Below are 25,486 nucleotides of genomic sequence, written 5' to 3'. Positions count from 1 at the left end.
ACCTGAACCCAAGTACCCCCGCGCGCTCACGGCTCGGTACCCACGCTTCGGTTCGCACTCCATGACCCTTCAGAATTCGCGAACCCAAGAGCTCTGCCTCTGTAGGTGTCGATGGGGCTGGTCCACGACGCGGTGAGCGTCTTGGAACCGGGCAGGCCCGGCAGCCCGATGTCGGACAGGTTCGCCGTGCAGGCGATCGTCGCGGTCACGTTCGCCTCCACGCCGATGTCGAGGGCGTAGCCGGCGGTGTCGACCACGACGCTGGAGGTCTGGCAGGTGATGCCCTCTCCCTCAAGGCTGCGGCTCGCCGCAGCCTGGGCTTCTGCCTGGGCGCTGCCGGCGTCACGTTCGAGAGAGGCGGCTCGGGCCGCGGCACGGGCTGCGGCGTCGACCGCGCCGTCGGCGTCCGTCACCCGCCCGAACGCGATCATCAACAGAAGCAGGCCGATCATCACCGGGGCGAGGATCGCCGTCTCCAGCGCGTAGGACCCTCGGTCGCGGCGAAGCCCCCGCGCCAGCCGCCGTCGGTAGCCCCGCGTACCCATCAGGACTCCTCCGTGATTGCCCCCGGTCTTCAGGCCGGGAAGGAAACCTCCTGCGGAGGAGGACAGGGGCAGCCGGTTCGTCGCCCGGGCGGACCAGCGTCCCTTTCGACGATCTGTCAGGTAGTCACAACATGTTGCACTAGCTTGTGGGCTATGACCACTCACGTGAAGCGGGCGTTCAAGTACCGCTTCTACCCGACCGACGCGCAGGCAGCCGAGCTGTCGCGCACGTTCGGATGCGTACGGAAGGTCTACAACCTGGCGCTCGCCGCTCGCACCGAGGCGTGGACGCGGCAGGAACGGCTTAACTACAACCAGACGTCGGCGATGCTGACTGCCTGGAAGAAGACCGAAGAACTCGCCTACCTCAACGAAGTGTCGTCGGTTCCGCTCCAGCAGGCGCTGCGGCACTTGCAGGTTGGGTTCACGAACTTCTTCGGTAAGCGGGCAATGTACCCGCGGTTCAAGTCGCGGAAGAAGTCCCGGAAGTCCGCTGAGTACACCGCCAGCGCGTTCCGGTTCCGCGACGGTCAGCTGAAGCTGGCCAAGATGAGCGAGCCACTGGACATCGTGTGGTCGAGGCCGCTGCCCGGAGACGCACAGCCGTCGATGGTGACCGTCTCCCAGGACGCGGCCGGACGCTGGTTCGTATCCCTCCTCGTGGAGGACCCCACCGTCCAGCCTCTCCCCGCCACAGACACGGTGGTCGGTATCGATGTCGGCCTGAGCCATTTGCTGACACTGTCCTCTGGGGAGAAGATTGCCAACCCCCGGCATGAGCGCCGCGACCGTGCCCGCCTCGCGCTCGCGCAACGCCGCCTCGGGAAGAAGGCTGAGGGCGATGGCGCCAATCGGGCCAAGGCCCGCCGCAAGGTTGCCAGGCTTCACGCCCGGATAACCGACCGCCGCCGTGACCACCTGCACAAACTGACCACCCGACTCGTGCGTGAAAACCAAACGCTCGTGATCGAGGACTTGACCGTGCGCAACATGGTCAGGAACCGGCGGCTCGCCCGCGCCATCTCGGATGCGGCGTGGTCGGAGTTCCGGAGCATGCTGGAGTACAAAGCTGCCTGGTACGGGCGGGAAGTGATCGCTGTCGACCGATGGTTCCCCTCCTCCAAGCTGTGCTCCCACTGCGGAATCCTCGCAGGGAAGATGCCACTCAACGTCCGCACCTGGACGTGCGACTGCGGGACGGTCCACGACCGGGACGTGAACGCCGCGAAGAACCTTCTGGCCGCCGGACTGGCGGTGTCCGTCTGTGGAGCTGGTGTGAGACCTCAACGGGAGTCCTCCCGGACGGGGCAGTCGGCTACGAAGCAGAAATCCCTACAGCGCGAGCCGTAGGAATCCCCTCCAGCAGGGGAGGAAGTCAAGGCTGCGTGAACCGTTCTACGGGTGCGTCGGCGTGCTGGACGACGTCCAGGGTCAGGCCGGGGACCAGGGTGGCCACGTTGCCGCGTACGGTGATGCGGATCTCCTCTGCGGTGCTGCCGGCCGACGACACGCTCGCGTCTTGGACGCTGGCACCGAATCGGTTCAGGAATCTCTGAGCCTGGGCAACGCCGTCGTCTTCGCTGGCACCGAATTGGCGGCCGGCTTCCACGCCCTGGCGGGCGGCGGACTGGGCGACTTTACGGGCGTGGTAGTACAGGCCGACCTGGATGGCGGTGAAGATCAGGGCGAGTACGACGACGGCCAGGACCGCGAACTCGACGCTGCCGAATCCGCGGTCGTTGCCCCGCAGCCGGCAGCGGATGAAACGCCGCAGGCTCCCCCGCCTTCGTGATCCCACGCTTGCCTCGCCTTTCTGTTCGGTCCCAGCGGCTGGTCAGCCGTTGTTGATGATCCCGATCTTCTCCATGAGCTTGGTGCGGATGGCCAGGACCAGCAGGCCGGCGCCGAGCAGCAGGGCGCCGGCGATCAGGGCCAGCTCGGTGGAGGTCTGCCCGGCGTCTCTTGCGGCCTTGAGCGCCTCGTAGCGGCCGCGGATCCACACAGTCAGGGTCTGGATGTCCATGGATGGGGTCCCCCTTCGTACTTTCAGCTTCCGAGGATGGTGATCGTGATGGGGATCATCACGAAGATGAGCATGAGGATGACGCCGGCGGTGACCGGCAGGATCATCGCGGCCGATGCTGCGTTGGCCTGGGCCTTGGCGTCCGACAGCAAGGCGATGCGTAGCTGTCGGGCTTGGGCCTGGAGGGTGGTGTAGACGGCGGCGCCGTCGCCCGCGAGGGCGAGGGTGTCGGCTGGGCGGGTCAGCTCGGGGATGTCGAGCTCGTCCCCGAGCTGCTTGAGAGCGTCCCAGGGTGTGACGCCGGCGAGGTCGGCCTGGTGGAAGACCTGCCGCATGCGCACGAAGATGAAGGAGTTGCCGACCTCTGCGGTCTGGGTCAGGGCCTGCGCGGCGCCGGAGTTGGCGATGCGCGCGAGCGCGGCGCGCTCCAAATAGGAGGCGGCCGCGTGCCGTACGACGAGGCGGGCGGCGGCAGCGTCGCGGGCGACTTCCTTGCCGGGCCAGAACCAGAACAGGCCGGCCAGGGCGAGCGAGAGGATCGTGGGCACGGCGAACGGCCACGGGGCACCCGCCAGGGCCAGCAGGGCGTTGAGGAGGTGGGGCGCCAGGAGCGCGCCCAGGGCGAACATGAAGCGCTTGCCGAGGTGTTCGGCCGGGCTGATCCGCAGCAGGGCGAGGTCTTTCGTCGGCAGGGTGATGCGCTCACCGAACTCGCCGAGAAGCCGGGTGCCGACGCGCTCGGGCAGGCCTCCGGTGCCCTTGGGGGTGGCCGAGGGCAGGAGAGGCCCGCTGGTCTTCGCGACGTCCAGGCGGTCCAGTGCGGATACCAGGTCACGCCGGGCGGGCATGAGGGAGCGGATGGCTAGGCCGATCAGGGCGCCTGCTGCGGCTGCGGGCAGCACGGCTTCCAGCGGGATCATCGAGCCCCTCCCGTTATGGTGAGCTGAGCTTGTACGGGCAGCGGGTCGATGAGGCGCGGGTCGGGCTGGGTCCGGGCGATCTTCCTCAGCCAGCGCAGGGTGTAGGCGAAGAGGCCGCCGAGGACGGCGAGGACGATCTGCCCGAGCGGGCTTTGGTACCAGCCGGACCAGGCTTGGTTGAGCATGCATCCGACTACCACGACACAGATGACGATGGACACCATCCGGGAGCTTTTGCGGACCTTGGCCCGGTCGGCCTCGATGTCTCGGGCGTCGGCGGCCTGCTGATGGATGGTGACGGCCATGGCCTCGAGCGCATCCGAAAGGCCGCGGCCTCTGTAGACGGCGTGGGACTGGAAGAGCAGCGTCACGTGGTCGGAGACGCCGTCAGCGAGTTCGTCGGCGAACAGCGCGAATGCGTCGTGTGCCTCCATGCCGGAGCGCAGTCGGTCGGACAGTGCTCGCACGTTCGGGGCGATGGGGCTGGGTGCGGCTTTCGCGGAGGAACGGATCGTCTGGGTGAGGCTGATGCCGCCCTGGTGGACACCGGCCAGGTGGTTAAGCCACTGGCCAAGCGCCTCCAGGCGTTCGATGCGAGCCTGGGCGGCGGTGCCCGGGTTGAGGACGTAGGGCAGGCCGAGGACGGCGGCGCCTGCGAGGAGACCGTGCACGGGCCAGCCGGTCCACGCCCACACCACCAACGCGACGATGCCCGCAGTGATGACCAGGTGCCGCCAGCGGCGTTGCCACGTCTCCGGCAGCTCAGCCTTCGCACGCTGGATCCGTCCAGCCATGGGGGACCTGGGCTTGGTCGGGTCCGGCACCCGGCCACGGATCTCGCGGACGGCCCCGTTGATCGCCAGCAGGGCGAGCACGGCGCAGCAGGCGGCGACCAGGGCAAGCTGGGATGTGTTCACCATGGCCCCCAGGTGCGTGTCGCGCCGGTGAGCCAGGCGCGGTCGAAACCGGCGTGCCCTCGGTTGGTCAGTTGCTTCAGGTCTGGTTGGTTCATCGTCGCCCCACTGTCTGCAGCGGCCCCATCCAGGCGCCGTAAGGGTTCTGGGTCAGCCACTGGCGGTCGAACTTGCCGGTGCGCTCCAGGTCGTCGATGAACGTGGGCATGTTCTTGTAGATGGCGCGCACCTCGCCGCCTTGGGGCGCGAACAGTTCGGTGGTGACGGGGCGTCCGCCTTCTCCGACGACGTCGTGAACCTCGTACACGTGGCTGATGAAGCGGTGCTTGCGGCCGCCGATCGCGGTCTCGTCCAGGTAGGTCAGGTAGACGATCATGTCGATGGAGGAGGCGATCAGGTGGTGGGCGGCCTCGGTCTGCATGCCTGCTTCGGTGCACAGCTGGACCAGGCGGCTGATGATGGCGTGCGGCCGCCGGACGTGGAGCGTACACATGCTGCCGGAACCACCGGCGGACATCGCCTGCAGCATCGGCACGATCTCGGTGGAGCGAACCTCGCCGACGATGACGCGGGTGGCGTTGTAGCGCAGGGCGGTGGCGAACATGTCGGAGATGGTGACCTCGCCGGCATTCTGCCCGCCGCGGGTCTCACCGTTGGACTGCCGGGCCTCGAACGCGAAGGTCACCGGTCCGGGCTTGGGGCCGGGCTCGTCCAGGTAGAGCTCGCGGTCCGACTCCAGCGTGACCAGCCGCTCCGAAGCAGGGATCTCTCGACCGAGCGCCCGGAGCAGTGACGTCTTTCCCGCGCCCATGTCGCCCACTACCAGGATGTTCCTCCGAGCGTGGACGCACGCGATCAGGTAGCGCTCGAGTATCGGATTGAGGGAGCCCCACTGCACCAATTCGGCGATGCCGTGATCGCGGACCCGGTGCTTTCGGATCACGACCGAGGGCCGGGACGTGAGCAGGGTGGAGGTGACACGGGAGCCGTCGGGCATGCGGAAGCCCACCATGGGAGTGGCCTGCGTCAGGGACCGCTCGCCGTGCCCGGACAGGCGCGCCATGCGGTTGACCCAGGTGATCAGCTCTTCGTGGCTGTCGGCGACCTTCTCAATGGTCTGCCGGGGCCGGTCGTAGTACTCGACGTGGGCACGCAGGCCGTCGACCATCACGTCCTCGACGCCGTCCTGGTCGAGCAGCGCCTGCAGGCGCCCGCCCCGGTACATGGAGTCGAAGACGGCGGTGCCGATCGCCGCTTCCTGTTCGGCGGTCAGCGGGGTGTTGCCGTGGGCGTACTTGGTGGCCCAGTCGGCGACCGCGGTGCGGACCAGCGACTTCGCCAGTGCGCGGCGGTCGTCTTCTTCGAGGAGTCTTTCGGGGTCCGCGGCGCTGAGTTGCTTGGACACCTGTGCTTGGAGGTCTTCGATGACGTCCCAGCTCACCGGGAGTTCACCGGGGAGCCCGGCCAGCCGAGGCACGGCGGCGGCATGGGACGCGGATGCGGGGACAGTGACCGTCTCGACGGGGAGAGGGGCGGCTGGGGCGGGGCCGGCGGGGCGGCGCTGACCGATGCGTTCGGCGAGCAGCCCGGCGAGGTCCTCACGGCCAAGGGCCGGCTGTCCGTTGGTGCCGGGGCGGTGCTGGATGTCAGCCACGCTGTCCTCCCCTCTCGTTCAGTCGCTGTAGAACGCCCGCCAGCTGCGGGTTGGCCGGCTTGTGCGGGTACTGCTGCTGTATGGCGCGGCGTGCGGCCGCGGCCTCGATGTGTTCGGTGGTGGTGCGGGCGTGGCGCAGGAAGGGGCTGCGGCCGTATCCGCGCGGCGGGCGGCCTCCCTTTGCGAAGAATTCGGCTGTGCCTGGGTCGAAGGGCAGCGCGCCCAGGACCGGGGCCGTCAGCGCTTCGGCGACCTGGTGGGCGCGGTAGGGGCCGTCTTCGATGAGAAGCAGCCCGAGCGCGTCGGCACCGTTGCCGCGTTCGTCCATTTCGGTGCGCAGGGGGCCGATGGTGTGCTTGGCCAGGGCGAGGGACTGCTCGGTACCGCGGACGACGAGCAGGACCAGGTCGGCCTGGTGGAGCAGCGGAGCGGGGGTCAGCGTGGTGTGCAGGCGTCCGGACTCGAGCGCGATGCGGCCGGCGTCGATGTAGACGTGGTATCCGGCGTCGTCCGCCATGACGTGCATGATTTCCGACAGCGCGGGCCAGGTCCGGCCCAGGGCCGCGGCCTGGGCGGGGTCGGTCAGTCCGGGCAGCAGCTGACGGTGTCCGGCCTCGTCCATGTTCCACAGGTGGTTGGCGAAGGCGTGGGCGAGGGCGTCGGGCCCGGTGCGCTCGGCGGCGGCCAGGTGGTAGAGGCCGAACCCGGCGCCGACCTCCCCTTCCAGGAAGCCGGCCCGGATGGTGCCTCCGGCGGGGTCGCACTCGGCGAGGAGCGAGGGGCGCTTCGAGGCGAGGGTGAGGGCGAGAGCGGACGTGGTCACGCCGCAGGACTTGGCGGAGACGAGTGCGGTGACAGGCATGGTCAGTTCCGCGGTTCGCGCACGAGGGCGATGCGGCCCTGAGCGGCGCGGGTCGCCAGCAGGGGGCCGTCGGTGGTGGCGACGGCGAGGTTGACCACGACGTTGCCGGAGGCGTCCGGGCGGGAGACGGTCACCACGACGGCGTTGACGGTCGACGGTGGAGCATCGGCCTCTTTGGCTGTCTGCTGCTCTCCCTGCGCGGGGGTGGTGACCGCGAGGACCTTGTCTCCGGGGGAGAGCGTGCCCGCCGGGGCCTGGCCCTTCTTGACCTGGACGCCGACCTGCTGCTTGTCGTCGCCCAGGCCGGTGCCCTCGGCGAGCTGGGAGGTCGTGAGCAGACCGCCCTTGCGCAGGTCGACGGAAGGCCGCTTGCCCACCATGGAGGCTTTCTGCGAGGCCGGTACGGGGGTGAGGGCGGCGTCCGCGCTCACCTCCGCCACGACCAGGTCTGCGGCAGTCAGCGCCTGCCCTGCGGGAACGTCGCGGGCGATGGCCAGCACCTTGGTGCGGTCACTGGCAGAGGTGACGGCTGCGGCCGCGCCGAGGCCGGCGAGCATGGCCAGGACGATGCACAGGGCGGCGACCGACCATCGGCGCTCCCGCTTGACCGGAGCGGTGGTGGTGATGGGGACCTCGGGGCGTGCCGGTGAGGCCGGGCGCGGCACCGTCGGCGCAGCGGGAGATTCCATGCGGTGATGTGCCTCTCGAAGTGCTTGATGAGTCGTACTAGTTGAGGACCTGGACCTCGACGACGGTGATGGCCACGTCGCTGTCACGGATCTCAGTGAGCTGTCCGGTCTCTCCGCCGCCCTGCCAGTCGATCGTCCACGTGGCTGTGGCGCTCACCGGAAACTTCCCGGAGGGCTGTGTCGACGAGGGCGCCCGGTAGCGGTGGCCGCAGTCCGGAGATGTCTTCTTCCCAAATGCCGCCTGGTAGGGGGTTCCCGCGCCGGTGCAGGTCACCGTCGTGCCGTCGCCCATCGACCAGACGACCTTGGAGACCTTCGCGGTCGCGTTGACGGTCACGGCCCCGGCGGTCGCTGACGCGGTGACAGGTCCCCAGTGGTTGGGGGTGTCGTTGGCCCACATCCATACCGGCATGCCGACGACGCCCTTTCCGCCGGTCTTGGGGGCGATGCCGATATCGGGCCCTAGCAGGGTCATCTTCGCGAGGGCCTGCTGGGCGAGCTCCGCAGGCGTGGGGCCCGTGCCTGCTCCCGGCGGCGGGTTCTGGAGCCAGCCCTGGTTGGTCTGGACGCCTGCGGCGGTGACGCACGTTGCGTCGTAAATGGCACCGTCACCAGGCTTGTGGCCGGCCCAGGCAGGATCGGTGGCGGGCGGTTGTGGGGTAGCGAGACGGTAGTAGCAGCCGTTCATGTAATAGCCCCAGTCCGGGTCGTAGCACGCTGCCTCTACGCCGCGAATGAAGCACTTGCGCTTTTCACCACCACCTCCCTTGCCACCACCTGTGGTGCCCGGCTTGCCAGGATTCCCGCCACTTCCTGGGTCCGTGATGTCCCAGCACACGTCGTTCTGACCGCAGCCCTTATCCACGACAACCGGTTCGCCCTCAGCACGCGCGGAGGATGCGAAGGAAACTGTCGCGACTACGGCAGCACAAGTTGCCAGGAGGCGCCGGGTCAGCATGCCCGGGCCTTGTCGTTGGCCAGGTCGGTGACCATCCATTGTTTGCTGATCTCACGGACGGTGCCGTTCACGACGTACCGGGTGGGCTGTCCCTTCTGGGTCACGTCTCTGCCATTCAAAGTGGCGCGCCACTTGGTGACGTCGAAGCACTCCTGGATGGTGACCGCAGGCGGGGTTCCGGTGACGTTTACCGCGGTGACCTTGAGTTCACTGGTCGGCTGGCCTTTGTACACGACGCCGGCCTGCTTCATCTGGAACAGCTCAGAATTGATCTTGCCGAGGGCTTGGTCGTAAGCGTAGGTCCGCAGTTTGGTGTCGACCGCAGTCCCGGCAGCGAAGGCCTTTACCTGCTCACTCCGCATTCCCTTGTAGGCGGCCAGCGCGCTGGCACGCGCTGCCTCTTCCTTGGGGTCGCTCGTTGGTGACGCCGGCGGGGTAGAGGTAGCGGGCTTGGAGTTGGTCCCGGTATCGGAGCTGCAGGAGGTCGCGGCCGCGATCACACACGCCGCGAGGATCACCACGGAGGTACGTGTTCGGTTCCGGTCGCGAAACGCTGATCGTTCCGGTCGTACTGAATGTTCCACCACGCCTCCCCGTTGCGTTTTCGACGGCGTCAGACGACCTGCGGCATAGTGCGCAGGGGCATGTCCCCGTCGCGGCCTCAGCCACCCCAGGTGGTCAACTGCTTCCCATACGTTACGCAATGACTCTCCAATGGCCCAGCCCGTTTCAGCAGTTCAGAACTTCGAAGCAGGCGGCAAATCGTGACAATCCCGCACGGCGGGAGATCTCAAGCCGAAATTCGACTCCCGCTACCCGCCTGGAGGGAACGACATGACGAAATTCGCCAGCGATAACGATTGCGACTCGTCGGGCTCTTGCAGGTCTTGGCTCGAGACAGGCCTTCTTTAGTTTCAGCTTCAATGAGTTGCTGATTCGTCAGCCTCCCACCTGTGCCTGGTAGGTGGCTCGGGTGCCGCCCCCATGGGGGTAAGTGACTTCAATCGTCAAAGGTCCGGGTACAGCCTTGGGCGGCAGGGCGAAGCGCAGAGTCTGTGTGGCTGCGCGCTGCGGCGCGATGGGGCCGCCCCCGTCATACCTATCGGCCCCGGGCCCCTCCGGCACGACGACCGGGCCTTGAAGGGTCGCTCCGTAGTAGATGCGCAGGGTGTTGTCGAGCCGAGTCCGGCCGATCTCTTCCACCTGCGGTCTCGTGTTCAGCACCGTGAGCTGGATGGTGCACTCGCGTCGCCCTCCTTTGAGATCGCATGTGGAGAGGCGCGAGAGGCGAATGCGGCTGACTCCGTCGTCGTTCCAGTCCCCGAGGCGAAGCAAGCCCTTCTTGCCCATGGTGGCAGTGCCGGTCAGTGGTGTCGGCTGCGCCGGCCGCCCTGGAAAGCGTCCCTCGAAGTAGTGGACGGTCTCGTCCATCCTCAGGTACGCCTGCGATTGCACGGTAAAGGTCACCGGCTGCCCGGCAGCGTCACTGGGTACAGCGACACCGAGCCTGGCCGTGACGGCCTGGCCGGGGCCAACCCGCCTGGGCTCTTCTCCCAGTGCCGGCGCGGGGACCGGAGCGATGCCGGCGTCCGTGAAGGACTCGATGGGGCGGCCCTCGCCGCCGTACCGGCCTGTGACCGAAACGGTCGGGAGGCTCTGGATCTCGTCGCTGGTGTTGGTGAAGACCAAGTCGGTCGTGGCCGCTAGCCACCCGGCGGGCACCCCCTTGGCCTTCGCGCTGGGCTGGGTCGCCTTGAGTGCCGTCGTCTTGAGCGTCCAGGTGTCACCGTCGAGTGGCGTGCTGGCGCCCAGTGGATGCATGCCCTCAGGTAGCTGCGCGGCAGGTTTTGCTGACTGCTTGGGAGGCGCGCCTTGCCGCCCGGGCTGCGGCACCGGCTTTGCCCCGTCCGAGCATCCCGTCACCAGCGTCGCGGCAACGACCCCGGACAGAAGTAAGCACCAGCGCTTGCTCATTCCTACCCCCATGATCTTGTGCTGACTGCCGCTCGATTGTGCCAGCAGTTGCTGACAGCGAGTCGTCGGGTGGCTTCTCTCTGCTGACTCAGGACATGGGCGCTCGGCTCGCCCCACCGCCTCTTCGCCCGGCGCCTGGTCTGTCAGGCGTCGATCGCATGCGCACGTCCGGCTTGATCCCGGGCGTCGCGACGCACCCTGCCTGACGCTGGCTCCTCGTGAAAGGATCACCGCTGGCAGGGCTACTGCCACCAAGGATCAAGGGGGATGGAAACGTGTTACGTCGGCCCACGACCACAGCGGTCACCGCAGCTACTGTGCTCGCCTCGCTGTTGCTGGCATCCGGCTGCAGCGGCGACGGATCGAAGGACACCACGCAGGACGGCGGCAAGCCCAACACGTCTCACGCAGCGCCCTCACGAGTCAGTCACGACCCGCCTCGCTCGTTCAGCCTCACCCCAGCCATCCCGCTCCCCGACGAAGCTGGCACGGGCAAGGTCACCATGGGAGGGACGATTGCCAGCCCTCTGCCAGTCGCTCTCTACCGGACCACCGCCTACGCCGCACCGGCCAGCCTCCAAGCCGTCGACACCACCACCGGTGAAGTGTTCGCCACCGTGCGTCCGAAACAGAAGGCGCTCGACAATCCGGATGGCTTCGGCAGCACGAACCGCACCCTGCCGCCTGCGATCAGCCAAGGCAGCGGCATGCCATTGGTCATCGCGCCGTTCCTTGTGAGTGTGCCCGGGTCCGGCACCACGCCCGGCCACACAGCCGTGGAGATCGTCGCCATGGACGCGGCGAGCGGACAACCGAAGTGGCGTGCCCACGCCACGCTGCCGCAGTGGGCCCACGAACCCTACGGAAAGCTGGCCGGAACCATCATCGGCGCCCAGAACGGCATCGCCGTCATCCAGGTCTCCGACGACGCGCACGGCATCACCTACGCCGTGGACATCGCCACACACAAGATCATCTGGCAGAACGACGTCGCCGCCACCGCCGTCTCTGGCACAGTCGTGGCCGGTCTGAGCAGCCAGAGATCCAGCGATCAGCAGCGCCTCAAAGGCTACGACTTGACCACCGGCGAACCCCTGTGGACCACCAAAAACGCCAGCTACGAAACAACATCTGGCGCCTCTGCCAGCCCGAACCTCATTTTGTTCAGCGGCCGCGACTACGGCAATGGCCGTCAATTCGCGCAACTGCTCGACGCCCGAACCGGCAAGGTCAAGAGCACCATCGAAGGCAACCAATACGGCTCTTCCAACGTGACCTGTACCTACGACGGCAAGTCCGTCACCGTCTGCTCCGGATCCTCGGCCAGCGGCACCCGCGCCTTTGGTGTCGACGCTGCCAGCGCCGAATTGCTCTGGCAGCTGCCCGATCCGGCCCACAACCGAGTCGCGCCGGCGGTCAGCACGGTGCGCAACGGGATCGTCTACGGCACCACCGAGAACGGCCCTATCCTTCTGGACGCCCGAACGGGCGCAGACATCGAGGCCACCCCCAAACTCGCCCCCGCCATCGTCAACGGCTACACCGGCATCGGCCTCGACGGCAACAGCATCGTCGCCTACCGCACCACCGGCTGACGGTGCGGTAACCGCGCGGGCAGGGAGAGATCCTCCGCTCTGGCCCGCATGCACGTCGCGCCCCCGCCTGGGGTCTCTCAATCCCTCACGTCGCCAATAGGCACAGATGCCAGATCCCGTGGCAGACCAGTCATGCAATCATCAGCCCCCGGAAGGGTCGACTTGGCGGTGGCTCCGTTCATGCGGAAGCCATCATGAGCGGTCCGTCTTCTGCTCGTCCGAGTCATCGGGTTGCGAAGAGGCCCCGTCCGGCACGGCTTCGCGTTCCCGGCGCGTCGGGAGCGACGCCCGTTCGGCCCAAATGAGGGATGCCGGTCCGCGGCGATGCCCCGGCACCGGCACGTGCAGCACCTGCGGGATCTACGGGCCAACGGCAGCGCGCTGGTGGCCGCGGTCTCTGCCTTCCGCTGGTCGCCGGGCGGCGGGGTGCACTGATCGTGGGTATAGTGCGAGCTGAACCTCTTACTCAGGCGCAGAAGCCCCGCCACCTCGTGGCGGGGCTTCTGTTTTCTCCTGCTGCTTATGCGACGTGCAGTTTTGGCTGGCCTTCCGGCGGGGGCACCGAGGCGTACGAGGGCAGCTTGAGGTTGGGCATTTCGCCGGCTTTGATGCTCTTTAGGGCATGCCGGAAGCTGGCTTCCATGTCGGCATGGCTCTCATACTTGGCGACGAGTGGGTGAAGGCGGTAGCTGTTGCCCTGCCGGCCCTCGTTGCGTGGTCGCAGGACGATGTTGAGATCGCACAGCGGAGCCATCAGGTTGCTGACGGCCTGGGGGGTGATCTGGTACTCCTTCGCCATGTCCTTCTGCCGTACGGGCAGCTGCCCTCCGAAGTCGCTCCGGTAGATCAGGTACTGGAGAAACTTCACCGCGGATCCCGACAGGGGAAGCGCCCAGATGCGCTCTGCGACGAGCGGTGACATGACCTCAGCCATTGGTGTCCTTTCTGGGGCTCGGCGACGCAAACATTCTGGCAGGCGCTATCAACCGGTGCGCTCCTGCCTGCCGTAGTTCTCGGTGCCTTCGAAGTCGAATGCCTCCTGGCGAGGCGTGGGCCCGATGTTGTACGGGAAGGCTGCGGGGTCGTGGTCGTGTTCGACGGCGATCTCGGCGAGGACTTCGTGCTGCGCGGCACTGTTGCCCTGGAACCACAGGGTGGGGTTGAGCCTCACCTTGCCGTTGCCGACCTGCTCGATCCACTTGTAGCCACACAGGGCTTTGATTGCGCGGTTGACCGTGGAGCGAGTGATCTGCTTGGCGTCGTTCTGCGCGGCGAGCCGGTTGAGTCCGTCGGTGATCTCCTGCTGGGTGTACTGGGCGATCCCGGTTCCGGGGACCTGACCTCCGGCCACGTACAGGAACACGCACAGTTGAGACTTGGTGATGCTGTTGGCCACCGCGAGTTGGGCGAGCAACTGGGTGAACCAGTTGGACGCCAGGCTGTAGCCAGAAGGGCCGGCCATGGTGTGGACAGCGCGCGCGTCGGTCTCGTACTCGAACGTGATGTTCTTGAGCTTCCGACGGCCTCGAGAGTCCTCCTTCTGGGCTGCATCCCCGAGCTGCTTGCCGAGAATGGACAGAATATCGTCAAAACCGGCACTGCTGGATGAATCTGACGAAACGGCACGAGGCCCGCTCCCGGACTGCCGCCGGGCTGCGGGCGGATCTGACGTCACATGACCTCCTCGATACTCAGGCGTTGCCGAGACTATCTGAAAATCAATGAGCGCTTGTCTTTTGCTGCCGGGGCGCGCCGGGCGGGCGTTCCGGCGGGCGCTGTCTGACAGTCGTGCTCGGAAATCCACGCCAGGTTGAGTTACGGACCACAAGGTGCGTCATAACTCAACTACAGGTTGATTTCATGTGTCGCAGGCTCAGCACATCTCGACCGGGGTTGCAGACTTGAGGCACTCGGCCGCGGCGTGCGCGCCGCGGCTCTGACCTGCACTTCCGCCCACACCGCTTGCCGTCACCCAAAAGTCAACCTGTCCTTGATTTCCTGGGGGGAATGTGTCCGCTAGCTATACATCTCGCACTGTCGAATGTGTTCCCCGCGACAACATCACCGGATCAAACCTGCTGGTCAGAATGCTGAACAGGTGTGGCACCTCTTGTAAAGAAGATCGTGCTGCCTGGCCGTCAGGGGCCCATGAGCTACTACCTGTGAGCAGTCAGCCGAAGTGTCAGCATGTTGTCACCACGAGTCCTGGGCCTCAGCCACCGAAAGTCAGCCACGGCGAAACCCGCACGGACGCAGGCGTGCGCCACGTGTGCCTCCATCAGCCACCCACCGACATTTACCACGCCTCTCAATAGCGCTCGATGACCCGCGTAGCGGGGAGCTCGAGCGCATGGCGGGTCCAGCGCCGCCTGGGCGCTGGCGGCGTCCGGGGCCGCCCCCGGATCGCGCTTGCGCGATGACTTCAATGGACGAGACTCCTTCTGGGAGACCGGCCATCGAGTTCAACACCAAGAGCCATGCGGTACTTCGACCTGCTGGTGATCTCGCAGATGCTCCAACCATCCCTGATCCACTCCAGGCGCAGCCAGCGTAGTCAGTCTGCATAACTGTGCTCCCCCGTGCCGGAACGGGCTGCTGCTCGGGCTTCCGCAGCTCCCGCGAGGTGGGGAACTCTGGGCAGAATCAGAAGATCATCTATCGTGCCGCGGCCACCGGTCTGGTTCTGCCAGCCTTCCAACAGATGGTGGACGATCTGGCGTGCGGTCATCTGGTACTCATCCCGGCAGTTCTCGGCCTGGGACAGCGCACCGATCGGACGGGTGTGGCAGTACAGAGCGAGGAGCTCTGCGATCAGCGGGGAGAAGGGCCGTGTGATGGCACCGAGTTCGTCACAGGCTCGGTGCTCGCGCGGCACGATCCCGGCCGCTGAGGCGGGTGCTGACTTCCTGAAGAGACGTGTGAGGAGCACGAGTGTTTCCTTTCCGAGCTCGGGTCAGGCGGCGAGAGCTTGCGGGCGCAGCCAGGCGTCGGTCAGACCGGCGGGTCCGAGGACGGGGGTGAAGATCGCCTCGAAGGGACCGCGGTCGCGGAGCAGGTCGAGGGTGGTCACGCCGGCGCGCAGCCCGGTATTGGTGAGCGCCGGGTCGCTGGCTGCGAGGCTGCGAAGGTCGGCCATGCGTCCAGCCAAGCGGCTTTCGGAGGCGCCGGTGAGGACCAGGAGCAGGCGTGGGAAGGCCGGGTAGCGGTAGCGCCAGGCCGGTGTTGCCGCAGTGCGTCGGCCTGCCTTTGTGCCGCGGCTGGAGGGCTGCGGCGGAGTGAAGGTGTGGTAGGCCGCGTAAGCGTGGAGCTTCTGCGCGAGGCGGGCGATGGTCATCTGGGTGCGGTCGACCTCGATGAAGAAGGTGAGCAGGGTCCTCTGCTTGGCCTTGGTGTCGGTGTGGACGTAGTTGAGGACGGCGTCGGGGACGAGACTGAGGTCTTCGCCGGGGCGGGCGTCGTCGCGGTAGTAGTGGGCGGTCTCGGGCGCCCAGTCGAGCGCTCCGCATTCGTGGCCGAGCCGGCGGGCCCAGTTGACGAACGCGAGCCCTGTTTCCACTGTGGCGAGGGTGTGCTCCTGCAGCGGGCCGAGGGCCGCTTCAGGGCTCATCCGGTAGGGCCGCTGGGGCAGCAGTCCGACCGATTCGACGGCGTGTGCCCCCTTCTCGGTGAGCCACCACAGCAACTCAGTCTGCCCGGTGGTGCGTCGCCCCACGGCCTCGGCCATGCCCGTCTCGCGCAGCGTGTGAAGCTGGCGGCGCAGGTACTCGTTGCGGGTGTGGTGCGGGGTGATGAGGTAGTGCAGTTGCCGGGTGGAGACCAAGCGGTGCTGGTAGAGGACCTGGGCGGCCTGCTGGGCGACCTGGCCCAGGCCCTTGGGGCCGACGTGCGGGTACGGCACGGGTGCCTCCGTTTCAGTCGATGCGGGTGGTGGGGTCGTCGGTGACGGCGCCGGGGGCGTGGTGGGCGAGGACAACGGCGTCGAGCTTCTCGAGTTCGTCGAGGATCTCGGCGACGGTCCGGCGCTGGAGGTTGGTGTCGATGGCCTGGTCCAGCTCGGGGACGCCGTCGGGGTTGTTGTAGTGGGCGAAGATCTCCTCGACCGGCAGGCCGCGTACGCGGAAGGGCTGGGTGGGCTTGCCGTTGAGGGTGATCGACATGACGTAGTGGTACTTCGGGAGCTCGGCGATCGTCTCGGGGGTGACGTGGCCGTTCCATCGGCGGGCAACGAAGGCGGCCTCGTCGAAGTCGGCCGCGCATGTCGATAGCAGGGACTGGTTCTGCAGCAGGGACTGCCGGGTCATGGCGCTCAGGCGCAGGGCCATCTGCGTCATGCCGATGAAGCGGACCTCGTACTTGCGCAGCTGCTCGGCGATGGCGGCCAGGAATCCCTTGCTGGAGGCGTCCAGGGCGGTGAGCTCGTCGCCCCAGGCCCAGAACGTGCGGCGGTCCTCGCGCGGGGTGTCCTGGCGGGACAGGCCGGCGCGGTGCAGATCGTGGATGAGCAGGCACGACACCAGTGCGTCGGACTCGCTTCCGCTGGGGCAGACGAAGACGATGCGGCCGGTGTCCATCGCCTTGCGGATGTCGTAGGCCGAGCGCGGTGAGCCGAAGAACGCCTGCAGTGCCTGGGAGGTGTCGATCCGGTCGATGGCGTAGGTGACGGTCGGGACAGCGTCGGAGGCCATCCGGGGAAAGGTCTTCTCCCAGAAGTCCTGAACCCGGTCGGGCAGCGCGGGCAGCAGAGCCGCGCGCCAGTCGTCATCGGTCAGCCAGGTCCGCAGCTGGAACAGGGTGCACTGGGCTTCTGGGCGGCCGTCTTTGACGGCTTCGTAGTTGAGCAGGGCCATGGCCTGGGTGGCGCGGGCGAGGATAGTTCGGGCGCGCGGGGCGTTGTCGCCCCAGTCCTGGGCGGCGGCGATCCCTTCGGTGACCGAGCGCACGACGTCTTTCACGGCGCTGAGGGTGCGGCCTTCCATCGACAGGGGGTTCCACGAGACGCCCCGCTGGTCCGGTTCGGAGTGAGCCAGGTTGATCTCCCACACCCGGGAGGAGATCGCCGGGTGGGCCAGGTACGGCTTGGCCCGCATCCAGCCCTCGCCATGGGGGTCGAGGAACCAGGTGCCGTACCCGCTGTGAGCCATCGCGATGCACTGGACCAGCGCGGCCTCGGTCTTGCCGTGCCCGCTCTTGCCCAGCTGCAGGGCGAAGAGGAGGTCCTTCACTCTGGCCGCGCCGATCCGCTCGCGCCCGTCCGCGTAGGTGACAGCGCCGAGCGGCACCAGGTCCCGCTGGCCGGTATAGACGGGCAGATCCGACGGTGCCGGCGGGACAAGGCCACCGGAGCGCACCACGCTGGACGCGCGGCACTTGACGGTGGGGGGCTTGAGGAAGCCGGCCAGCTCGGGCACGGTCAGCCACTGCCGCTTGCGGGGCGCGAACTCACCGGTGGCGAAACGCCGGTCGAAGGAGGCGATCCGCCAGCGGGTGCGCGGCCGGCGGGGCTTCAGGTAGTTCTCACCGGAGGTGGCGGAGAACGCGGCGAGCAGCTGGTTCATCCGGGCCAAGGCGATCTGCGGGTGGCGGGCCTCGGTCCGCAGCAGCAGCTGCACCGCGAACACCGCGCCGACCGCCGGGTCGAACTTGCCGACCCCGTCACGCAGGTCAGTCATGCGCGGCAGCCGCTCGCCGCGGCCGCCGCCGGCGGTCTTGCCGCCGGACCACGCGGCAAGGACCGACTCCCACGCCCCTCCCCCACCCATGCCACCGGTCAGCCGCTCTCCGTACGCGGACGGGCCACGACGCTTGGACTGCGCGAGCAGGCGTCGACGGCGCCGTGCGAGCCAGCGTTCGCGAATCGGGACGAGGTCGATGACAACGTCAGCGCGCTCGCCGTCCTTCGTGCGCACCGACGCCATCGCGGCAGCCAGCTGCTGGAGCGGATCCGGGTTCAAGCCGAGGGAGGCCAGCGGCTTCTGGTCGGGCAACGCCAAGGCCAGCTCCACGCGCTGCACGTATCGGCGCGACGGCCGACGGTCGCCGCTGGTGTCGGTGGGCTTGGTGAAGTCGACGGCGGCACTCACTTCGCCTCCGCGGGCAGCTGGGGGAAGCGGACCGGCTGGATGTCCTTCTGGGCGCGGTGGGCGCGGACTTCGACCTCGGCGAAGCCGGGCATGGCCAGGACGGCGGCCGCGGTGACGGGGCCCTCGAGGAAGCAGCGCATCCTGCCGTCCTCGGCGCTGTAGCGCAGCCGCGCGGCCGATCCGCGGGCCGGGACGCCATCGGTCGAGGGTTGGACCCTGGTCAGCTGGCGCGCCCACCGGCCGACTTCGCCCTCACTCGGGTCGAAGGTGGAGGTGGGCACCACTTCGACGGCGGCACGGTCGGCAAGGGCATCACGGACGAGTCGGGCGCGGCGCACGGCTACAAAGATCCAGACGGCCAACGCGAACGGCGGAAGCGCGGACAGATAGGGAGCAGCGGCGCTGACCCAGCCGACGATGTCGGCGAGCACCTCGGCGTCCGGCAGGTCGGCGACAGTCATGCCGACTGCCGGACGGTCGTACGGAATGCTGCGTGCACGGTGGCCTCCTGGTCAGGTCGGGGAAGAACTCCCTTCACCTGGACCAAGTCAGACCGGAAGGCCGATTCAGACACGGCCGACGATGCTTTACCTCTCCTTTACTATGCTGGGATAACGGAACTCCGTTCATGACCGCTCTCGTCCAATCGAGGCGTCTACTCACCGAACCCAGTCGTTCGGCCTTCAGTCTCAGTGAACCTAGGCGTGCAGGCGATCGCACTGGGGGTTCTGGGTGGCTGTACCACCGCGTCAATCCCCGATGCCCGCAGCTTGCGGGCCAGGAGCTCCATCTCGGGCAGCGTCCCTGAGTACTGCCCGCTGAGGACCTGCTCCAGCACGGCCTTGACGCCGTCCAAGCCGATGCCGAGCTCCGCCCGCAGCACCCGCATGACGGTGGCGTTGCTCACCGGCCCGCTTACCCGCAACCGCGCGCGACCGTGCTCGGAGAGCAGTCGGCTACGCACTCCATCCGGCAGGTCACCGCCACAAACGGCCAGGGCGAATCCACAGGTCGAACACGTCGACTCAACATCCCACCGCAGCGTCTCACCCACCAGCGCCTGGACTCCGAACCACTCTGCCTCGGCACCGCACCCCTGGCACTCAGCGGAGTATCTGATGGACTCGACCAAGATCCTCTTCTCCACAATTCCCCCCTCAACAGAGAAGAGGTTAAGCGGCAAGTCGAACGCCTTCCGCGGGGCACCCGCACTCGGCCTCCAACCTGCTGGCCCGCGCTCCACGGCCGCACCGATGCCTCACGAAGGTGTCTCACCCAATCCAGTCCATGCAGGTCCATGAGATCCGGGCGCTGACTTCGCTGATACAGGACAATGACCAGTCCGTTCGTCTCCCCGGTGGTGACGGCCGCGAAGCCTCCAGCGCTGCCACTCTCACGGAAGGCTTGACGAGCCAGGTCGTATGCGGGCATTCGCCCGGCACTAACGCGATCGCCACCGCCGTCAGGCGTGGTGGCAGCCCGGGTGGGCCGAGCGCGCGGTCTCACAGAAGTCCGGAGCTGGTCGCGGACGTGAAACTGGTGAAGCAGGCCCGGCGAACCAGCGGCTGGGCTCGCCCTCATTCGCTGTGGTTCAGCTCCTCCAAAGCCCTACATGAAGAATGGCCTTCGACTCCACGAGAGCGTGTGGAGTCGAAGGCCACTGGCTGCGCTACCCGTGAACTATGTAACGCAGAACACGGGTTATCCGCATGGGAAGTTATTACCCCGCAAGTCCTTGAGTGTGCAGCCACTCAAGATCATGCATGTACTGTGGAAATCTCTTCGAGCGCTTCGGTGCAACAGCGACCAGCGATTCAAATGGAGTCTCGGAGAACCTACTGACCCAGATTCCTGCATAGGTCGGAAGGTCCTCGATGGAGATCTCTTCGAACTTCTCGCGCCGCAGCAGGACCTGAGTTTCCGGATCGTATTTGACTAGGTCTCCAGGAACTCCATAGAAATCTGCGTCTACGAAGCTAGCCTCAGAAATATCAAGAGCCCATGGTACCTCTTGATATTTCTCTACCATCCCGGCAATGTGGCGGTCTCGGTCCGCCAGGGCGGAATGGGGTGGCATCACCATCACTGGCCCAATCCTGCCTCGCAGTGTCACACGATCGAGAACGCATCCGTAGACCCGATGGAGCTGCTTGGTGTTCAGTCCGTCAACCGTCACATTCTGGAAGTACACTCCCTGAACCTGACATCGGTCCACCGTGCAGCCCTGGACCCGGGTGTTCCTGACGACCAGACTGAAACTTGAGTCGTCGAACTGTGCCAGAACACACGCGGTAAGTGTACTGTCGACCAACTCGGTTCCCGTGTATGTCTGCCGCGAGCCGACGAGTCTAGTCCCTTGTATCGCCTGGCCTTCGATGTGAACTGCCATGACGCCCTACCTCCTCACGATCCTCACGATGTCCGTCACTCTACTTGAACACCTCAGCGAGAAATGCGTCGGACGGAGCCTCATACCTGAGGATCTGATAGGGGTTTGTGATGTACGGCCTATTCATGTGTTCTGCCCATGAAGACGCGCTCGGGCCAGTGATGTCTACACCGAAGGTCTTACCGTCGGCCGCTATGTTGAAGTCGGCGACAGCCTGGCCGGGCATTGAATTTCCGAGATGGACGATGTTTCCATCAGCAAGGATGGCTGGGTCTGCCGCGATGGCGCTCTCCACCGAGGAGCCGTAGAACATTCGTTGCAGGAAAGGCTTGGCCTTCCCTGCAGCAATTTGCTCAGGGCTGAGTGAAGCCCGCACTTCTGCCGCCGTGCGACTCGTGGCGTTGAGCAGGGCAGTCTGGATTCGCGAATAGCTCGCGCTCCCGGAAACGCCCAGCTCCCTGACAGGGTTCAGGCACCTGTCGTTGACATTGTGAACTAGGACCGACGTGGCCCCTGCCATCACATAATAGGTGTGGAAATCGGCGACGGTGAGGTTGTAGGCGGACTGGAGCTGCCGGTAGCGGTGGATGCGTGCAACGGTGACCGTTTCGCCGTTGCTGGTGCGCAGGGACTGGCCGGGCTTGAGGTCACCAGCGTCAATCCAGCGGTGCGCGCTAGGTGACCAGAACGGGTGGTGCCGGGTTGAGGTGATCCGTGCGTTGCCTGCGTCGATCGTGATGTCGGCAAATTCGGTGTCATCCGGCGTATAGATAGTGTCGGTGACGGTACGGCCTTCCGTACGGCCGGTTTCGGGATCGGTTGCGAGGACTTCATCGCTGACCCTGATTTCCCCTATCTGCTTCGTCGTGCCGTCCGCCATCAGAACGCGTGTGGTGCCGGGGAAGCTGTTCTTGCACGCTGCGCGCAGCCTCTGAAGCAATGAGTTGGCGATGCTGGCGACGGCCGCTTCTGGCAGGTTCAGGGCACGCAGGGCCTTGAAGGCGTCGGCGAAGCCAATGCCGGTCCGGGCTGCGGCGTCTGCTGCTCTGACGGCGTCGGCGATGGGCCTGATGATCTTGCCTGCGAAGAGGGCTACGACGTCCACGGCTGCCCAGGCGCATCCGCCCCAGCTTCCGTTTTCACCGCCGGGGGTGAGTTTCTGGGCGCACTTGATCCAGCTGCCGAAGAGGATGTCGATCGGGTCGATGCCCTGCTGGTACTCGGCCATCGTGATGGTGTGCGTGACGAGGTGGTCCAGCACGCCCGTGGTGTGCTCGCCGAGGTATATGGCTGAGCTGGTGGGGCACATGGTCGGGTCGAGAGCCGGCCCGCTGCACATGTAGAGATCGAGAGTGGCCTTGTACTGGATCTTCGCGGTGATCGTGCAGTCGCCCTTGTAGAAGAGCTTGTCGATCCAGTTGTCGCAGGCGTCGGTCTTCTTTGTGGTCTCGGGTTCGCCGACCTTCTCGATGTGGTTGATGACGTAGAACATGTCGCCGATGGCACCGTCTGCGTCGACGATCGTTCCGCTGACGATCTGCTGCGCGTTCGCAGCCTTCTCAGCTCTGTCGGCCGCTTCCTGCGCCTGCTGGGCGTACTTGAGTGCGTCCTTGGCGGCTTGTTCGGCTTCGGTGGCTGCGGCGTCGGCGCGGTCGGCGGCGGCGCGGGCGTCCTTGGCTGCCTGTTCGGCCGCGGCAGCGGCTTCGCGGGCGGCCTGGGCATCGAGTGCGGCCTGGTCGGCGGATTCGCGGGCCTGCTCGGCGTAGCCCTCGGCGCGTCCGGCCGCTTGGTCGGCGGCAGTGGCGTCCGCGGTGGCCTGCTGGCCGTACTCGATGGCGCGGGCCTGTGACGCGGAGGCGGCGGCTGCTGTCTTGGCGGCGCTGGCCGCGTAGCCCAGTGCTTCCTTGGAGTAGGTGCGGGCGTCCGCAGCATGTTCGGCGGCGTTGGCTGCGTACTGGTAGGCGAGCTTCGTGTCGCCGGACGCCTGGTCGGCGAGGTTCTTGGCGGCTGCGGCTTCGGCCTGTGCGTTCTTGGCGTGGGCGTCGGCGACGGCCTTCTGCTGGTCCGCGATCGTCTTCGAGGCCTGCCCGGTCAGGACGACCAGGCTGGCGGCCGAGTCGGTGGTGATGTACGGGGAGCCGATCTGGATGGCGTCGTTGGCCGGCTTGGCGACCTGGGCTGCGGCGTTGCCCGCGTCGACCGCGGCCTGCGCCGTGACGTGCGCGAAGCCAGCGGCCTTCGCCGACGAGGTCAGGGCCTTAATGGCCTCCTTGCTCGCCTCGTCCGCCTCGGACTTGGCGGTCTTGGCCTCCTGTTCCGCTTGGTCGGCCATCTTGACCGCGAGGTTTGCTTCGTCGGCGGCATGCTGCGCGGCGTCGATGGCGTCGGCCGCGGCACTGGTTGCGGTCCTGACCGCGGCGTCGGCGCGCAGCTTGGCGGCCTGGGCAGCGTCCGCATGTGAGCGGGCGCGCTTGGCGGCTGCTTCCGCGCGGCTGGCTGCGGCGTCCGCCTCGGCGGCCGCTTCGGTTGCGGCATCGGCGGCGCTTCGGGATCTGCCGGCCGCGGCTTCGGCGTCGGCCGCGTGCTTGTTGGCCTCATTCGCGGCGGCGCGTGCGGCGTCTGCCGCCTCGCCCGCTTCCAGGGAGTCGGCGTAAGCGTCATGCGCGGCAGCCTTGGCACGCGCCGCCTCCGCCTTCTGCTCGGCGTCCCAGGCGTCGTCCCGCTTCTCCCTGGCATTGTCGCGAGCCGCGAGAGCGTCGTTCTTCCGTGCGACGGCGGTGGCTTCGGCAGCCTCGGCCTTTGCCTTGGCGTCCTGGGCGTTGGCCGCTTCGGCCTGCGCGGTCTGCTTGTGCTGGGCTGCTTCGGCCTGCTTGGCGGCTGCGGTCTCCTTCTCCGCCTTGGCCGTCTTCTCCTCGGCCTCGGCCGCGAGCCGCTTGGCGTGCGCGTCGGCGGCAGCGGTCTTCGCGTCACCCTCGGCCTTGAGCGCGAGGGCAAGCTTCGCCTCCGCCGTCTCCTTGTCCTTCTTCGCGTTGTCCCGGTGCAGCTTCGCCGCATCAGCCGCCGCCTTCGCCTGCAACTCGGCCTTGCGCGCGGCCTCCTTGCGGAACTCCGCGTTGACCTGAGCTGCCTGCGCCAAAGCGCGCTGCGCGATCGTCTCGCTGTCACCGGCGGAGGCGCGGGTGGCGGCCTCGGCGGTCTCACCGGCCTTCACCATCGCCGTCAGCGCGGCGACGGTGCCCTTGGTGACCTGCGCCTTCTGCTGACCGACGATCAGTCCACGACCTCGCGGGGCCCCGTTCTTGTCGGCGATCGCGTAGGCGGCCTGCTCGGCGGCATCCGAGGTGACGGCCGACTTCTTGGCGTTCTCCAGCTGGGTCTTGAGCGTGGCGAGGTACTTCTTCGCCGCCGTCTGGGTGTCGGTGACGCCCTTCTTCGCCTGGTCGAACTGCGCCTTGTCCGGGTAGCCCGGGCTGTCAGTGCCCTCGTGACCCGACGGCTTGATCAGGAACTTCTGCGCACTGGTGTTCTTGCAGTCCCACAGCCGCGCGTCCGTACCGGTGGTGAATTCACTCAGATCCAGGCACTTGCCGGTGGAGATGCTCTTCAGTGGTGAGGCGGCGCGGACGTCGCCCTTCCACGATTGGCCCTTGGACTTGTAGCAGTCCGAGATCTGGATCTTCGTGCCGTTCGCCGACGCGTTCCCCGCCACATCCAGGCACTTGGACGAGTACTGGACGTTGCGGAGGTGGAGGTCGTCCGCGCTGCCTTCAAGCGTCCACTTCTGGTCAGACGCGCCGTTGCAGGTGGTGGTCTGGATCTCTACGCCGCTGGTCGTCCCACCGGTCTCCACGTCCAGGCACTGGCCCTTCGCGCCGGGCACCTCGATGGTCACGTAGCTGTCGCCGATCCAGCCCAGCCCGCCCGAGGACCAGTAGTCCTGCCAGCGGGTGTAGTAGTCAGCGAGCCACGACTGGCCGACGATCAGCCCCAGGGCGAACGTGCCGTCCTGCAACGCCTTCGTCGCGGTGGCACTGGCGCCGAGGATCTGCTGCCGTTGTGTGGCCTGCGAGGTGATTTCCTGCTGCCACTCGACGGACGCCTGCGCCACCTCCTTGCCGAGAACTCGGTTCGGATCGATCGGGTCGTGCCACGCACACGAGGCGAAGCGCGTCTTCAAGTCCTCGACCGCGATGCGGTACTCCGGCGTGTCCAGAGCAGGAGCCGTGCGGGGGAAGCCGCCGGAGGCGAGGAAGATACGGGCGTCATCTGCGAAGACCCGGGGCACGAAGAACTGGTTCGGCTCGACCTTCCCGGAGTTCTTCTTCCACAGCGCCCAGGCTTCCCGCTCCTTCGGCGTCCCTCCGCTGGTGTACTGCGGGTCGCCGATCGCGAGCGCGGCGGTCTTCGTCTTGGCGTCAGCAGTGGGCGACGAGTCCCAGAACGGGTTGAGAACCTCAAGTTCCGGATTGGAATACGACTGCCACAGCCACGGAAGCAACCCGATCTCGTTGAAGATCTCCGTCTCGCCACGCGGCGCCCCGGGGTAGAACTTCAACCCGCTCGTGGCATCGGACCACGCATACCCCTGCTTCTGGACCTTCTCGACCCACTGGGATTTGCTGTCGCTGTCCGCGCGGTAAGCCTGGTGCAGCGGAGTCTTGTCGTTGAGAAGGTCCCGCTCGAGCTTCTTGTGGAGCTGATCAGGCGGCAGCGCGAGGGCCTCCTGCGCGAGCGCGTACATTTTCGGTCCACCCTTGCGCAGGGCTTCACCGGCCAGGCACTGATCCTCACGCAGTTGCTCGGCCGTTTTGGTGTCGTAACCGTCATACGAGTCACCCACCGCGACCATGCGCGGTTCTGCGCCCAATGGGGCCAGACTGGGT

General features: G+C 67.0%; 22 protein-coding genes. 2 read left to right on the top strand and 20 right to left on the bottom strand.

Annotation, left to right across the window (positions count from 1 at the left end):
- Nucleotides 1-26: 26 nt before the first annotated feature.
- Nucleotides 27-545 carry a TadE/TadG family type IV pilus assembly protein gene (locus tag ACFWI9_RS09015; protein ID WP_387160087.1) on the bottom strand — a complete coding sequence of 173 codons (519 nt, stop codon included), beginning with the start codon at nucleotides 543-545 and terminating at the stop codon, nucleotides 27-29.
- A gap of 153 nt (nucleotides 546-698) precedes the next feature.
- Here ACFWI9_RS09015 and ACFWI9_RS09010 point away from each other — a divergent pair, with 153 nt between their 5' ends.
- Nucleotides 699-1,895, top strand: a complete 1,197-nt coding sequence (locus ACFWI9_RS09010) for an RNA-guided endonuclease InsQ/TnpB family protein (protein WP_387160086.1) — start codon at nucleotides 699-701, stop codon at nucleotides 1,893-1,895.
- Nucleotides 1,896-1,920: 25 nt separating this feature from the next.
- Here ACFWI9_RS09010 and ACFWI9_RS09005 read toward each other — a convergent pair whose 3' ends face one another.
- The 10 genes from ACFWI9_RS09005 to ACFWI9_RS08960 all read right to left on the bottom strand — a co-directional run bounded on the left by ACFWI9_RS09005 (nucleotide 1,921) and on the right by ACFWI9_RS08960 (nucleotide 10,386).
- A complete protein-coding gene (locus ACFWI9_RS09005) occupies nucleotides 1,921-2,343 on the bottom strand; it encodes a TadE/TadG family type IV pilus assembly protein (RefSeq protein WP_387160084.1) in 423 nt (140 codons plus the stop codon).
- Nucleotides 2,344-2,379: 36 nt separating this feature from the next.
- On the bottom strand, nucleotides 2,380-2,568 hold the full coding sequence (locus ACFWI9_RS09000) for an LPXTG cell wall anchor domain-containing protein (RefSeq protein WP_387160083.1): 189 nt from the start codon (nucleotides 2,566-2,568) through the stop codon (nucleotides 2,380-2,382).
- Nucleotides 2,569-2,591: 23 nt separating this feature from the next.
- A complete protein-coding gene (locus ACFWI9_RS08995) occupies nucleotides 2,592-3,488 on the bottom strand; it encodes a type II secretion system F family protein (RefSeq protein WP_387160081.1) in 897 nt (298 codons plus the stop codon).
- Nucleotides 3,485-4,408: a type II secretion system F family protein gene (locus ACFWI9_RS08990; protein WP_387160080.1), complete on the bottom strand. Its 924-nt coding sequence runs from the start codon at nucleotides 4,406-4,408 to the stop codon at nucleotides 3,485-3,487. Before ACFWI9_RS08990 ends, ACFWI9_RS08995 begins: the two co-directional genes overlap by 4 nt.
- Nucleotides 4,409-4,496: 88 nt before the next feature.
- Nucleotides 4,497-6,056 carry a CpaF family protein gene (locus ACFWI9_RS08985; RefSeq protein WP_387160079.1) on the bottom strand — a complete coding sequence of 520 codons (1,560 nt, stop codon included), beginning with the start codon at nucleotides 6,054-6,056 and terminating at the stop codon, nucleotides 4,497-4,499.
- Nucleotides 6,049-6,918: a hypothetical protein gene (locus ACFWI9_RS08980; protein WP_387160078.1), complete on the bottom strand. Its 870-nt coding sequence runs from the start codon at nucleotides 6,916-6,918 to the stop codon at nucleotides 6,049-6,051. Before ACFWI9_RS08980 ends, ACFWI9_RS08985 begins: the two co-directional genes overlap by 8 nt.
- Nucleotides 6,919-6,920: 2 nt before the next feature.
- Nucleotides 6,921-7,607: an SAF domain-containing protein gene (locus ACFWI9_RS08975; protein ID WP_387160076.1), complete on the bottom strand. Its 687-nt coding sequence runs from the start codon at nucleotides 7,605-7,607 to the stop codon at nucleotides 6,921-6,923.
- A 37-nt stretch (nucleotides 7,608-7,644) separates the two neighbouring features.
- The gene (locus ACFWI9_RS08970) at nucleotides 7,645-8,472 is read right to left on the bottom strand and encodes an ATP/GTP-binding protein (RefSeq protein WP_387160074.1); all 828 of its coding nucleotides are present in this window, start codon (nucleotides 8,470-8,472) and stop codon (nucleotides 7,645-7,647) included.
- A gap of 86 nt (nucleotides 8,473-8,558) precedes the next feature.
- Nucleotides 8,559-9,086, bottom strand: a complete 528-nt coding sequence (locus ACFWI9_RS08965; protein ID WP_387160073.1) for a hypothetical protein — start codon at nucleotides 9,084-9,086, stop codon at nucleotides 8,559-8,561.
- 418 nt (nucleotides 9,087-9,504) lie between these two features.
- On the bottom strand, nucleotides 9,505-10,386 hold the full coding sequence (locus ACFWI9_RS08960) for a hypothetical protein (protein WP_387160071.1): 882 nt from the start codon (nucleotides 10,384-10,386) through the stop codon (nucleotides 9,505-9,507).
- Between the two features lie 470 nt (nucleotides 10,387-10,856).
- Between ACFWI9_RS08960 and ACFWI9_RS08955 the strand changes: the two genes are divergently transcribed.
- On the top strand, nucleotides 10,857-12,134 hold the full coding sequence (locus ACFWI9_RS08955) for a PQQ-binding-like beta-propeller repeat protein (RefSeq protein WP_387160069.1): 1,278 nt from the start codon (nucleotides 10,857-10,859) through the stop codon (nucleotides 12,132-12,134).
- 520 nt (nucleotides 12,135-12,654) lie between these two features.
- Here ACFWI9_RS08955 and ACFWI9_RS08950 read toward each other — a convergent pair.
- From ACFWI9_RS08950 to ACFWI9_RS08910, 9 genes are all read right to left on the bottom strand, one after another.
- A complete protein-coding gene (locus tag ACFWI9_RS08950; RefSeq protein WP_387160068.1) occupies nucleotides 12,655-13,068 on the bottom strand; it encodes a hypothetical protein in 414 nt (137 codons plus the stop codon).
- A 48-nt stretch (nucleotides 13,069-13,116) separates the two neighbouring features.
- On the bottom strand, nucleotides 13,117-13,596 hold the full coding sequence (locus tag ACFWI9_RS08945; RefSeq protein WP_387160066.1) for a hypothetical protein: 480 nt from the start codon (nucleotides 13,594-13,596) through the stop codon (nucleotides 13,117-13,119).
- Nucleotides 13,597-14,688: 1,092 nt separating this feature from the next.
- The gene (locus ACFWI9_RS08940) at nucleotides 14,689-15,063 is read right to left on the bottom strand and encodes a hypothetical protein (protein ID WP_387160065.1); all 375 of its coding nucleotides are present in this window, start codon (nucleotides 15,061-15,063) and stop codon (nucleotides 14,689-14,691) included.
- A gap of 24 nt (nucleotides 15,064-15,087) precedes the next feature.
- A complete protein-coding gene (locus ACFWI9_RS08935) occupies nucleotides 15,088-16,032 on the bottom strand; it encodes a replication-relaxation family protein (RefSeq protein WP_387160064.1) in 945 nt (314 codons plus the stop codon).
- A 13-nt stretch (nucleotides 16,033-16,045) separates the two neighbouring features.
- Nucleotides 16,046-18,214 (bottom strand): ATP/GTP-binding protein, encoded by a 2,169-nt coding sequence (locus ACFWI9_RS08930; RefSeq protein ID WP_387160063.1) that lies wholly within the window; start codon nucleotides 18,212-18,214, stop codon nucleotides 16,046-16,048.
- Complete coding sequence (locus ACFWI9_RS08925; RefSeq protein ID WP_387160061.1) at nucleotides 18,211-18,675, bottom strand: hypothetical protein; 465 nt, start codon at nucleotides 18,673-18,675, stop codon at nucleotides 18,211-18,213. Before ACFWI9_RS08925 ends, ACFWI9_RS08930 begins: the two co-directional genes overlap by 4 nt.
- Nucleotides 18,676-18,869: 194 nt before the next feature.
- Nucleotides 18,870-19,121, bottom strand: a complete 252-nt coding sequence (locus tag ACFWI9_RS08920; protein ID WP_387160060.1) for a hypothetical protein — start codon at nucleotides 19,119-19,121, stop codon at nucleotides 18,870-18,872.
- A gap of 813 nt (nucleotides 19,122-19,934) precedes the next feature.
- Entirely contained in the window at nucleotides 19,935-20,603 is a 669-nt protein-coding gene (locus tag ACFWI9_RS08915) for a hypothetical protein (protein ID WP_387160059.1), read from the bottom strand.
- 40 nt (nucleotides 20,604-20,643) lie between these two features.
- Nucleotides 20,644-25,470 carry a polymorphic toxin-type HINT domain-containing protein gene (locus tag ACFWI9_RS08910; protein ID WP_387160058.1) on the bottom strand — a complete coding sequence of 1,609 codons (4,827 nt, stop codon included), beginning with the start codon at nucleotides 25,468-25,470 and terminating at the stop codon, nucleotides 20,644-20,646.
- Nucleotides 25,471-25,486 lie beyond the last annotated feature (16 nt).

The organism is Streptomyces sp. NPDC127084, from assembly GCF_042724175.1.
In the GTDB taxonomy this organism is placed as follows: Bacteria; Actinomycetota; Actinomycetes; order Streptomycetales; family Streptomycetaceae; genus Streptomyces.
The sequence above is the reverse complement of the archived record's forward strand: the minus strand, read 5'-3'. Positions and strand labels throughout refer to the sequence as shown.